The sequence below is a fragment of the Bacillus sp. YP1 genome (assembly GCF_000877815.1).
GTDB lineage: Bacteria > Bacillota > Bacilli > Bacillales > Bacillaceae > Bacillus > Bacillus subtilis.
In genome coordinates, this window is sequence record NZ_CP010014.1 from 620,295 (window position 1) to 632,488 (window position 12,194).

Annotated in this window: 13 protein-coding genes; 7 read left to right on the forward strand and 6 right to left on the reverse strand. The window is 46.8% G+C overall.

Annotated features, from left to right (window positions below; genetic code table 11):
* The 5 genes from acoB to QF06_RS02925 all read left to right on the forward strand — a co-directional run bounded on the left by acoB (position 1) and on the right by QF06_RS02925 (position 5,802).
* Entirely contained in the window at positions 1–1,029 is a 1,029-nt protein-coding gene (gene acoB / locus QF06_RS02905) for an acetoin:2,6-dichlorophenolindophenol oxidoreductase subunit beta (protein WP_043940071.1), read from the forward strand.
* 13 nt (positions 1,030–1,042) lie between these two features.
* A complete protein-coding gene (gene acoC / locus QF06_RS02910; protein WP_043940072.1) occupies positions 1,043–2,239 on the forward strand; it encodes an acetoin dehydrogenase complex dihydrolipoyllysine-residue acetyltransferase in 1,197 nt (398 codons plus the stop codon).
* A 20-nt stretch (positions 2,240–2,259) separates the two neighbouring features.
* Positions 2,260–3,636, forward strand: coding sequence for an acetoin dehydrogenase complex dihydrolipoyl dehydrogenase (gene acoL / locus QF06_RS02915; protein ID WP_038829503.1), 1,377 nt, complete (start codon positions 2,260–2,262; stop codon positions 3,634–3,636).
* 115 nt (positions 3,637–3,751) lie between these two features.
* Positions 3,752–5,569 carry an acetoin dehydrogenase operon transcriptional activator AcoR gene (acoR, locus tag QF06_RS02920; RefSeq protein ID WP_043940073.1) on the forward strand — a complete coding sequence of 606 codons (1,818 nt, stop codon included), beginning with the start codon at positions 3,752–3,754 and terminating at the stop codon, positions 5,567–5,569.
* Between the two features lie 53 nt (positions 5,570–5,622).
* Positions 5,623–5,802, forward strand: a complete 180-nt coding sequence (locus QF06_RS02925; protein WP_003233621.1) for a small acid-soluble spore protein H — start codon at positions 5,623–5,625, stop codon at positions 5,800–5,802.
* A gap of 35 nt (positions 5,803–5,837) precedes the next feature.
* On the opposite strand, the gene QF06_RS02930 is transcribed toward QF06_RS02925, so the two are convergent.
* From QF06_RS02930 to QF06_RS02955, 6 genes are read right to left on the reverse strand one after another with little or no spacing between them, the layout of a single operon-like run.
* Entirely contained in the window at positions 5,838–6,167 is a 330-nt protein-coding gene (locus tag QF06_RS02930) for a YnfA family protein (protein WP_010886445.1), read from the reverse strand.
* Positions 6,168–6,216: 49 nt separating this feature from the next.
* Positions 6,217–6,759 carry a YfjD family protein gene (locus QF06_RS02935; protein WP_038829500.1) on the reverse strand — a complete coding sequence of 181 codons (543 nt, stop codon included), beginning with the start codon at positions 6,757–6,759 and terminating at the stop codon, positions 6,217–6,219.
* A gap of 9 nt (positions 6,760–6,768) precedes the next feature.
* Complete coding sequence (locus QF06_RS02940) at positions 6,769–7,326, reverse strand: YfjD family protein (RefSeq protein WP_003244496.1); 558 nt, start codon at positions 7,324–7,326, stop codon at positions 6,769–6,771.
* Between the two features lie 31 nt (positions 7,327–7,357).
* Positions 7,358–8,125, reverse strand: a complete 768-nt coding sequence (locus QF06_RS02945; protein WP_003243767.1) for a hypothetical protein — start codon at positions 8,123–8,125, stop codon at positions 7,358–7,360.
* Positions 8,126–8,136: 11 nt separating this feature from the next.
* Positions 8,137–9,360 carry a hypothetical protein gene (locus QF06_RS02950; RefSeq protein WP_043940074.1) on the reverse strand — a complete coding sequence of 408 codons (1,224 nt, stop codon included), beginning with the start codon at positions 9,358–9,360 and terminating at the stop codon, positions 8,137–8,139.
* Between the two features lie 5 nt (positions 9,361–9,365).
* Positions 9,366–9,680, reverse strand: coding sequence for a WXG100 family type VII secretion target (locus tag QF06_RS02955; RefSeq protein ID WP_003243177.1), 315 nt, complete (start codon positions 9,678–9,680; stop codon positions 9,366–9,368).
* A 334-nt stretch (positions 9,681–10,014) separates the two neighbouring features.
* Between QF06_RS02955 and glvA the strand changes: the two genes are divergently transcribed.
* Both glvA and glvR read left to right on the forward strand, forming a co-directional pair.
* Positions 10,015–11,364 carry a maltose-6'-phosphate glucosidase gene (gene glvA / locus QF06_RS02960; protein WP_041851167.1) on the forward strand — a complete coding sequence of 450 codons (1,350 nt, stop codon included), beginning with the start codon at positions 10,015–10,017 and terminating at the stop codon, positions 11,362–11,364.
* Positions 11,365–11,428: 64 nt separating this feature from the next.
* The gene (gene glvR / locus QF06_RS02965; protein WP_014476181.1) at positions 11,429–12,193 is read left to right on the forward strand and encodes a MurR/RpiR family transcriptional regulator GlvR; all 765 of its coding nucleotides are present in this window, start codon (positions 11,429–11,431) and stop codon (positions 12,191–12,193) included.
* The last annotated feature ends 1 nt before the right edge of the window (position 12,194 follow it).

A 12,194-nucleotide genomic window follows, 5' to 3' on the forward strand; every position in this document is an offset into this window, starting at 1 on the left:
ATGGCGAGAGTCATAAGCATGTCAGATGCGATCAATGAAGCAATGAAGCTTGCGATGAGAAAAGACGAAAATGTGCTTTTGATCGGTGAGGATGTCGCCGGGGGAGCGGCGGTCGATCATTTGCAGGATGATGAAGCATGGGGCGGTGTATTAGGGGTCACAAAGGGACTCGTACAGGAATTCGGGCGCACAAGAGTGCTGGACACACCGATTTCTGAAGCGGGTTACATGGGTGCGGCTATGGCTGCGGCTTCAACCGGGCTGAGACCGATTGCCGAGCTGATGTTTAACGATTTTATCGGCACGTGCTTTGACCAGGTGATCAACCAAGGGGCGAAATTCCGTTATATGTTCGGCGGAAAAGCGCAAGTGCCGATTACCGTCCGCACCACATACGGAGCAGGGTTCCGGGCCGCTGCCCAGCATTCACAAGCGCTGTATGGCCTTTTCACGAGCATTCCTGGACTGAAGACAGTTGTTCCATCCAATCCGTATGATGCCAAAGGTCTTCTGCTTTCAGCAATAGAAGATAATGATCCGGTGTTCTTCTTTGAAGACAAAACGTCCTACAACATGAAGGGCGAGGTGCCGGAAGATTATTATACAATTCCGCTCGGAAAGGCGGACATCAAACGCGAGGGCAATGATGTTACGCTCTTTGCAGTCGGCAAGCAGGTCAATACTGCGCTTGAAGCGGCTGCACAGCTTTCAGAGAGGGGCATCGAAGCCGAGGTCCTTGATCCGCGCAGTCTGTCCCCTCTGGATGAGGATGCGATTTTCACATCGTTAGAAAAAACAAACCGGCTGATCATCATTGATGAAGCCAATCCGCGATGCAGCATTGCCACGGATATTGCTGCGATTGTCGCTGACAAGGGCTTTGATTTGCTTGATGCGCCGATTAAACGGATTACAGCGCCGCATACACCGGTTCCGTTTTCACCAGTGCTTGAAGATCAATATTTGCCGACACCAGATAAAATTGTCAGCGTCACGCTTGAATTGCTTGGCGAGCCGGCAATGAATTAAAGGGGGGACACAAATGGCGGTAAAAGTAGTGATGCCAAAATTGGGAATGGCTATGAAACAAGGGGAAGTATCGATATGGAATAAAAAAGTAGGCGACCCGGTTGAAAAGGGAGAAAGCATTGCCAGCATTCAATCGGAGAAAATTGAAATGGAGATCGAAGCGCCTGAAAAAGGAACGCTGATCGATATCAAAGTGAAAGAGGGAGAAGAGGTTCCGCCCGGCACAGCAATCTGCTATATCGGGGACGCCAATGAGTCGGTGCAGGAAGAGGCGAGCGCGCCTGTTGCTGAAGACAGTGTGCCGCAAGCCATCCAGCCCGTCAAACAAGAAAACAAACCCGCAGCCTCCAAAAAAGATCGAATGAAAATATCTCCAGTCGCCAGAAAAATAGCAGAAAAAGCAGGATTAGACCTAAAACAGCTGAAAGGAACTGGACCAGGCGGACGAATCGTGAAGGATGACGTGACAAAGGCCCTTGCTGAACAGAAAAAAGATCAGGCAAAGCCTGTGTCGGAGCAGAAAGCGCAGGAAATCCCGGTGACAGGCATGAGAAAGGTCATCGCTGCCCGAATGCAGGAAAGCTTGGCAAACAGCGCGCAGCTGACGATCACGATGAAAGCTGATATCACCAAGCTTGCCACTCTTCAAAAACAGCTTTCACCAACTGCGGAAGAGAGATACGGCACAAAACTGACGATCACTCATTTTGTCTCAAGAGCCGCCGTTCTCGCTCTGCAAGCTCACCCTGTGCTGAACAGCTTTTATCAAAATGAGCGCATCATCACACATCCTCATGTGCACCTTGGTATGGCTGTAGCCTTGGAAAATGGCTTAGTGGTGCCTGTGATCCGCCATGCTGAAAAGCTATCGCTGATTGAACTGGCTCAATCTATCTCAGAAAATGCCAAAAAAGCACGCGAGGGACGTGCGGGAAGCGAAGAACTGCAAGGCTCTACCTTCTCCATTACAAACCTTGGCGCGTTTGGAGTTGAGCATTTCACACCGATACTAAATCCGCCGGAAACAGGCATTCTCGGCATCGGAGCAAGCTATGATACGCCGGTGTATCAAGGGGAGGAGATCGTCAGAAGCACAATCCTGCCGCTCAGCCTGACATTTGATCACAGAGCGTGTGACGGCGCCCCAGCCGCTGCATTCCTGAAGGCGATGAAAACATATTTGGAAGAACCCGCAGCATTAATTTTATAGGAAAAGCAGGTGAAAACGACATGACATTAGCCATTATCGGCGGCGGACCTGCAGGCTATGCGGCTGCGGTTTCCGCGGCACAGCAGGGCAGAAACGTGCTGCTCATTGACAAAGGCAAGCTTGGGGGGACCTGCCTGAATGAAGGCTGCATCCCGACAAAGTCTTTGTTAGAAAGCGCAAACGTTCTTGATAAAATCAAGCATGCCGACAGCTTTGGAATCGAACTTCCGGCAGGTGCGATATCAGTCGATTGGAGTAAAATGCAAAGCCGGAAACAACAGGTTGTCAGTCAGCTTGTCCAAGGCGTTCAGTACCTAATGAAGAAAAATCAAATACAGGTTGTAAAGGGAACAGCCTCCTTTCTTTCTGAAAGAAAGCTCTTGATCGAAGGAGAAAAAGGAAAAGAAATCAGAGAGGCGGACCAAGTATTGATTGCCTCCGGATCAGAGCCAATCGAGCTGCCTTTCGCCCCGTTTGACGGCGAATGGATCCTCGACAGCAAAGACGCGCTTTCTCTTTCCGAGATTCCGTCTTCACTAGTCATTGTCGGCGGCGGTGTCATCGGGTGTGAGTATGCAGGGCTGTTCGCCAGATTGGGATCGAAGGTGACCATCATTGAAACAGCGGACCAGCTGATCCCGGCTGAAGACGAAGATATTGCCCGTCTTTTTCAGGAGAAACTTGAGGAAGACGGTGTCGAAGTGCATACCTCATCCAGATTAGAGCGGGTGGATCGGACGGCCAAAACGGCAATATGGAAAAGCGGTCAGCGAGAGTTTAAAACGAAGGCCGATTATGTGCTGGTGGCTATCGGCAGAAAACCCCGTCTTGACGGATTACAGCTTGAACAGGCCGAAGTTGATTTTTCTCCAAAGGGCATTCCGGTGAATGGGCACATGCAAACGAACGTGCCTCATATTTACGCGTGCGGAGATGCTATAGGGGGCATTCAGCTGGCGCATGCCGCTTTTCATGAGGGCATCATCGCTGCTTCTCATGCTTCCGGAAGGGATGTCAAAATCAATGAGAAACATGTGCCGCGCTGCATCTATACGTCCCCGGAAATCGCGTGTATCGGAATGACAGAACGTCAGGCAAGAAGCATATACGGCGATGTGAAAATTGGCGAATTTCCTTTTTCCGCAAACGGCAAGGCACTCATTAAACAGCAAGCGGAAGGAAAGGTCAAAATCGTGGCTGAACCGGAATTCGGCGAAATCGTAGGTGTCTCGATGATTGGCCCGGACGTAACCGAGCTCATCGGCCAAGCGGCAGCGATCATGAATGGTGAGATGACGGCAGATATGGCGGAGCATTTTATCGCCGCCCATCCGACTTTATCGGAAACATTGCATGAGGCGCTGTTAAGCACGATCGGCCTTGCGGTACATGCATAATAAAGGAAAAAGCAGGCGCATGGATATAAGGCGCCTGCTTTTTTATTGTTGAAAGCGCTTTATTTTTCCCCTACAATAGATGAAAACGGCGTGTAAGGGAGGAGCGATCAAGGAAATGAATGCGGTCCCAAACGATTTGCAAACCTGGAAACGTTTTGTGAAAGACGGTGTGCTTGACGAAGCCCGATTAAGAAAACGGATTGCCGAGTCATGGCATCGCTGCAAAAAAGCTGAGGTCAATCCTTATTTAGAAAAAGGCCCGAAGGTTTTACAGCAAACGGAGCTGGATCAGCAGTCAAAAAAACATTCATTCTTCTTGACGACCGCAAAGCCTTACCTCGAAAAACTGCTGCCTGCCATAAAAGAAATGGAAATGATGGCGCTGCTAATTGATTCAGACGGTGTTGTTCTGGCATTGGACGGCCATTCCCGCGCGCTCTATGAAGCCAAACGCATCAACTTTGTCGAAGGGGCATGCTGGACGGAAACGGCTGTCGGAACAAATGCGATTGGCACGGCGCTCCACATTAGCGAGCCGGTTGCGATACAAGGATCAGAGCATTACTCCATTGCTTCCCATCTTTGGAACTGTTCAGCCGCTCCGATTCACCATGAGGATGGCAGCCTTGCGGGTGTGATTGACATATCGTGTCCGGCGGCAGGCGCTCATCCTCATATGCTCGGTATTGCCACTGCGATCGCCTATGCAGCTGAACGGGAACTCGCAGCTAAAAGCCGTGAGAAAGAGCTCGAGCTGATCAGCCGTTTTGGAGAGAGGGCTGCATCCAGTGTGCCGATGGTGCTATGCAATAACAAGCAGCACATCATCAGTGCGAGCATACCGATTCGAACCTCAATGCCTGATTGGCAGGGCCGGCACCTGTATGAGTTGAAGGAACGGGGCTACTCAATCGAAAAAGCTGTCACCATAGGAGATGGCGGCACTTGTTTTTATCTTTCGGAACATAAGAAAAAGAAGGTGTTTCGATTCAATGGAGTGATCGGGAAAAGCGGTCGATCGCAAGCGATGCTGATGAACCTTGAACGTGCAGCTGCGGCAGATGCAACGGTCTGTTTGTCGGGCGAAACTGGTACGGGAAAGGAAGTCGCGGCTCGCGCGCTTCATGAGAACAGTGAGAGACGGCACGGTCCGTTTGTTGCTGTCAATTGCGGAGCGATTCCGTCTGATTTGATTGAAAGCGAACTATTCGGATATGCAGAGGGCGCTTTTACGGGAGCGAAACGAAATGGCTATAAAGGCGCCTTTCAAAAAGCGAATCAAGGCACATTATTTTTAGATGAAATCGGAGAAATTTCCCACTCGATGCAGGTTGCGCTTTTACGAGTGCTTCAGGAACGTAAGATAACGCCAATCGGCGGGACGAAAGAAATTCCGGTTGATATCAGAGTTATTGCCGCCACACATTGTGATTTACGCGAGCTTGCCGAAAACGGAAAAATCAGAGAGGACTTGTTTTACCGTCTTCATGTCTATCCAATTGAACTCCCTCCATTACGCGATCGCACCGAGGATATCCCGGACCTCTTTGAGTACTACAAACAGAAGAATCATTGGCCCGGCGAACTTCCTTCTGATTTTTGTGATGTGCTGAAGCAATGGAAGTGGCCGGGGAATATCCGTGAGCTGTTTAATGTGTTTGAACGTCTTTCTATCAGATTTCCGGACGGCAAGCTGAGGGATGAACCGCTACCCGCTTTACTGGAAGCTGCTGGATTGCCGGCCAGCTCTGCAGAAAAAAAGCCGGCTGCTGCCGGCGTGCTTACCTTTCGTGAGCAAATCCAAAAGGATATGATGATCAAAGCACTTGAATCTGCAAAAGGAAACGTCTCTCAAGCTGCCAAAATCAGCGGGATCCCCCGTAGCACTTTCTACAAACGCCTGAAAAAATTCAACTTGTCCGCTGAATCATAAAGCATACTTCCTTCAGGAAATGGAAACGTTATGTATTGAAGGAGGGTGTTACGATGAATATTCAAAGGGCGAAAGAAATTGTAGAATCTCCCGATATGAAAAAAGTAACATACAACGGCGTTCCTATATACATTCAGCACGTGAATGAAGAAAACGGAACAGCAAGAATTTATCCGCTTGACGAACCGCAGCAGGAGCATGAAGTGCAGCTGAACAGCTTAAAAGAGGATTAAACAAAAATGGCCCGCTTCATAAGCAGGCCATTTTGTTATCCGCGCGGCGCAAATAAAATAACACAGACACCAATGAGACAAATGAATGCGCCGATCCAGTCATACAGATCAGGTGTTTTCCGGTCAACAAGCCATCCCCACAGGACCGCAAGCACGATGAATACTCCGCCATAAGCGGCGTATACACGGCCGAAAGATGGGAAGGACTGAAACGTCGGAAGAATGCCGTATACAATGAGGATCAGCGCCCCGGCAATTCCGTAGCCGGCTGGCTTTGCCTCTCTCAGCCATAGCCAAACCAGATATCCGCCGCCAATTTCAGCAAGCCCTGCCGCGAGAAATAAAAGAATGGTAATCAGCATCATGAGCACTCCTCAATTTGCATTTATCTTTCATTATAGAGGAGGAGAGCTTTTAAAGCTTCGGATGATTCTCAAATTCCTTCAAATATGCTTTTCGCTGAACCTCTGTAAATTGTCCGATCCAATTGCTTTTCGCCTCTTCATTCAAATGGGGAAGGATATAGCGTTCAACCGCTTCGAAAAACAGCGGATTCGCGATGATGTTCCAGGTCGGGATGCGAACGATTTTCCCGTCTGTTTTCTCGATGATAATATCCTCAAAAAAGATCCCTTTCAAACTGTATTGATGACGTCCCATATAAAGCCGCTTCACCTCGGAAAACAGTACGCTGCGCTTTCTCGAAAAGATCTCGCCACTAGGTCCGGTCTTTATGCTGAAAATGACATTTCCACGGCTTGTGAACGCAGGAAAAGCCATAAAGAATGTGATCAATCCATAAATCATCGCCAGTAATCCGCCGCCCAAATAAAGCAGGGCATATTTAGATTCAAACGTGAGGGCTTCAGACACCAGCCAGACGCCCACAATAAAGGCGCCCCCTGTAGCGAGGAACAGCCAAGCCCTTAGAAACATCATGCTTTTTACTTCAATCATGTGCTGCCCCTAAAGCTTCGGATGATTCTCAAATTCCTTCAAATACGCACTGCGTTGGATGTCTGTAAACTGTCCGATCCAATTGCTTTTCGCCTCTTCATTCAGATGGGGAAGGATATAGCGTTCAACCGCTTCGAAAAACAACGGATTCGGAATGATGTTCCAAGTGGGAATGCGAATGGTCTTCTGATCAACAGTTTGGATCAATATATCTTCTTGGAAAATTCCTTTTAGACTAAATTTATGGCGGCTCATCTCAATTTTCTTGATATCAGTAAACGTAACAGACACTTTGTCAGTGAACACTTCTCCATTTTTTCCTGTCTTGATGCGGAAAATGGTATTTCCCCGCGGGGTGAAAGCCGGAAAGAAGATGATAAATAAATATAAACAAAACAAGGTGAACAGAAAGCCAGCAGGAATGGCTAATAGGTAATATTTCGTTTGAAACGTAATACCCATATAAAAGAGCCACAAACATGCTAATCCCATACCGGCAGATCCGACAAAAGCCCATATTCTCAGGAACATTTTGCTTTTGACTTCAATGATTTCTTGGTTTTTCAATGCTTTTCTCCTTTTGTTAATTCAATTCTTATCATTTTGAAATGATTTGATTTACAACATCCTTATGAGCAGGGAGGATAGAAAATTCATTCTGGGTGATGCCTGTGACAAGCCAAGTATGGTGGGCCCCCGGCAGGACAAATGCCATGTCAGCCACTTCAGGAGTGTTATCTTTGCCATATGCCAGACGCATAAGTGTATCCATTTTCCCTTTCCGCAAAGCCAGATCATTTGCAAATCGGGTAACGTCCTCTTGGTGGTCATGTTTTTCAAGGAACTCTTTTAGATATGAAGGGTTGTCTGAAGCGCCCTCCAAGAGTTTTTCAAATTCATTTGATGTCAATGTCACAATCGATTCTCTTTTATCCTCTGTATCTATTATATGTAAAAACTCATCTGTCTTAGCAAGTAACCCTTCACTTGATTCCATTTTTGTAATGCGATGGACTTGTTCATCAAAAAGGAGTTCGTGAGAGTAGGTGCCGAATTTTGATACATGGCAGGACACATTCTGTTCGGCGCCTTGCCCGTTAAATTTAGAAAGCTTCACTGTATAGTCAGCGTCGTTTAATACATGGATAAACGGACAGTACTCGTCCTTTAACCGATATTGATGGTTCCGATATTCCGCTGCATCCTTAGCTAAGAGTGAGCGGCAAGCTGCTTCGAACAAAGCGCCGAGCTGTTCATCTTCTATTTCCGGAAAATAGGCCTGCTTCAAGGCCATCCCCTGTTCAAAAAACCCTTCGCTGTAAAAGCAAAATAAGAGTTCTTCTATGCTAATTGTAAACTGCTTCATTGTTTATTCTCCTATCCAAATGAAAATTTCCCTTTAAGGAAATGGGTTGCGCCGTGTATGAGCGAATCCGCTGTTTTCTTTGCTTTTTCCATTCCTTTTTTCGCGCTGTCTATCCCTTTATGTATCGATTTATTCGCCGCATCTATGCCGTCATTCACTGATTTGACGACTTTGCCGGCTGATTCCAGCCCTTTTTTGGCTGTATCAACGACAGCATGGATCGGTTCTTTCAGCTTTAAGGCTGCTTTTTCGGCAAAACCGGCTGTATATTTGGCGATTTGTTCTCCGACGACTCCGCCAATGTATGAACCTGCTGCCCCAAGAAGGACAGTACCCACAGGTCCTGCAAAGCTTCCAATTGCACCGCCGATGACAGCACCAGCTGTGGCACCGCCGGCAATAAAAATGGTGTTATTCACAGCATTCCCGACGGCCTTGGCGTTTTCACGCTTGAGAACTTCGGGTTTGTCCTGGTATTTTGCATAATTTTCAGCAATTTTCACGCCTGCTCCGAATGTTTCGGTCGCACCGGTAATCAGTGTGGCGGTAATGGCATTTCCTTTCGCGAATCTCAAGCCCGTTTTTCCCACATCCTTCAAAGTGGAGCGTACGCCGGCTTCATTAAGAAATCCTTTTGTGTAGCTTCTGACGCTGTTTGAAAAATCCACCGTGTCCTGAGGGAAGTATTTTGTAAACTTTTTATGTACCAAATCTGAAAATGGACGGTTTGTCTTTTTCAGCAAATATTTAGGATTCAAAAGCACTCTTGCTGCTTTTTGATAACGTGAGCTGTCAACGGCCCTGGAAATATCCAAGAGCAGTTTTGAGTGCTGGGCTGTATGCAAGCCGCTTGGCTGTTTCACAAATTTCGTAAGCCCTAATCCGTAATATTTTCCCTGCGTCAGCATAAGGGCGGTTAAGCTTGTCATCGTACCGTATTTGTCGTAGGCATTGTAGAGCTTTCGCAAAATATCATCTTGTTCCACAAATTTATCGCCCGTTTTTCTGATGAAAATCTCATTGTCACTCAGCTTGGTGACGAGCGCTTTTCCTGAGCTCCACGCATCGCCCACTCCGGAAAAACAGCTGCTGTAGCGGGGATCGCATTGCAAAATCATCTGCCCCAGCTCCACATGCAGGTCCTTATATTTTTTTTCCATATCAGTTAATTCAGTGACTACATCATTTGCAAGCTGTTCGAGCTTATCCGGATCAATTGCAATGTTTCCTGACACACCGTTCACCTCCCGAGTTTATGTCTTTCCTCTCTTGCTTTACGCTCCAGTTCTTCCATTCTGGCAATTTCAGCTTTTCGTTCTTCTATTTTGACAGCGGCAGCCTTCAGCTCTTGGCTTGTTTCAAGCAGCTCCTGTTCGAATTGATCGTAGGCGGCTTTCGTTTCCTCGAAATCCTGGTCAAACGAATCTCTTGCTTTGCCCTGCCAAGCATCTCCCAATGCAGATAACCGGGATTCAAGCAGCATTTTGGAGCTTCTGACCTCTTCTGCGGCCGCACTATACTTGTTTGCCAGCTCAATGACTTTATATGAGTCCAACTTTTGTCCCCTGCCTTTTCTAAATTCACGCACAATTGGATGTTTTATATAAATGATTATAAATAATTCGGCATGTATCCGAATCGTACAAAAGAACCTTTTCATAAGAATTGGAAGGGCGTATATTCACTTAAAATTCACAGTTGGTGAGACTTTAAGATTACAAAAAAGGTAAAAAAACCAAATCTCTCAGACATAAGGCAAATGAGAAATTTCCCGCTCTATGGGAAAAAACACTAAAGTTGATCAAATGACCTAAGTGCGCCAAACGTGTTACGGGACGGGCTATCTCATGGTATAAATGGAATGTAAACGTTATCAAGGAGGTCGTCATATGAAGAAAAAATCATTCTCAATCGTAATAGCGGGCGGAGGGAGCACTTTCACTCCAGGGATCGTACTCATGCTCTTGGACCATTTGGAGGAGTTTCCGATCAGAAAGCTGAAGCTGTATGATAATGATAAGGAGAGACAGGATCGAATTGCAGGCGCCTGTGACGTTTTTATCAGAGAAAAAGCGCCGGATATTGAATTTGCAGCGACGACTGACCCGGAAGAAGCTTTTACAGATGTCGATTTTGTTATGGCGCACATCAGAGTAGGGAAATACGCGATGCGTGCGCTTGATGAGCAAATTCCGTTAAAGTACGGAGTTGTCGGCCAGGAGACGTGCGGGCCGGGCGGGATCGCATACGGTATGCGTTCGATCGGCGGTGTGCTTGAAATATTAGATTACATGGAAAAATACTCGCCTGATGCGTGGATGCTCAATTATTCCAATCCGGCGGCAATTGTGGCTGAAGCTACGAGACGCCTTAGACCGAATTCTAAAATTCTCAATATCTGTGATATGCCGGTTGGGATCGAAGACCGGATGGCGCAAATTCTTGGCTTATCCTCAAGAAAAGAAATGAAGGTCCGCTATTACGGATTAAATCACTTCGGCTGGTGGACATCAATTCAGGATCAAGAGGGCAACGATTTAATGCCGAAGCTGAAGGAGCATGTATCTCAATACGGCTATATTCCGAAAACAGAGGCTGAAGCGGTGGAGGCGAGCTGGAATGACACATTCGCCAAAGCGCGTGACGTGCAGGCAGCAGATCCTGACACACTGCCGAATACGTATTTGCAATATTATTTGTTCCCGGATGATATGGTGAAAAAATCAAATCCGAATCATACGCGGGCAAATGAAGTGATGGAAGGGCGCGAAGCTTTTATTTTCAGCCAATGTGACATGATCACACGTGAGCAGTCCTCGGAAAACAGCGAAATCAAAATCGATGATCACGCATCATATATCGTTGATCTTGCCCGGGCGATTGCCTACAACACAGGTGAAAGAATGCTGTTGATCGTTGAAAATAACGGCGCAATTGCGAACTTTGACCCGACTGCGATGGTCGAGGTGCCATGCATTGTCGGCTCAAATGGGCCTGAACCGATTACCGTCGGCACCATTCCGCAATTCCAAAAAGGGCTTATGGAGCAGCAGGTATCCGTTGAGAAGCTGACTGTTGAAGCATGGGCGGAGAAATCGTTCCAAAAGCTGTGGCAGGCGCTAATTTTGTCAAAAACAGTGCCGAACGCGCGTGTGGCAAGACTCATTCTCGAGGATTTAATGGAGGCCAACAAAGACTTCTGGCCTGAGCTTGATCAAAGCCCGACCCGTATATCATAACTGAAATTCCCCCATTTTCGAATCTGTAATTGTATATAATAGAAAGAAAATGGGGGGATCTGATATGCAGCTCGAAGAACTGATCAATCAGCACTACAGCAAATTGAATGACAACGATTTTCATATTTTAAAATATATATTGAATCATAAGCACACATGCTATCACCTTGGAATCGATGCGCTGGCCAAAGCTTGCAGTGTATCGCGTTCCTCAATTTTACGGCTTGCCCAAAAGCTCGGTTTCAGTGGCTACAGTGAATTTCGCGTCTTTTTAAAGTGGGAAGATCAGCCGGAAGAAGGCGAGAGTATGAGTTTTGAAAAGCTGCTTGATGATATTGAAGCAAATTTGAAGTTCTTAAGGACAAAGGACATGACGGACATGTGCCAGCTGATTGATGAAGCTGACCGCATTTTCGTCTACGGTTCTGGAAATGCGCAAAAGATATGCGCCCGCGACCTGCAAAGAATGTTTATTCCGCGTCATCGCTATCTTATTTTGATTGAAGACACGAATGAATTTAATCTGATGCGCGGGGATTTTAAAGTGAACGATCTGTTTATCATCATTTCTCTTTCCGGAGAAACACCGGAGCTGATTCCTCAGGCAAGAATGCTTTCTGCAAAGGGTATTCCCTTTATTTCCATTACGAATTTAAAAAACAATGTCCTCGCCCAGCTGACTCCGCATAATCTTTATGCGACAAGCAAACCTGTGACATTAAGCGATAAAACGGAAATTGTCGCTTTTGCACCGTTTTTTCTCGTTGGCGAAGCATTGTTCCGCGCATATGTTGATTACAAAGAGGCAGAAAAAAATGACAATGAGTAGC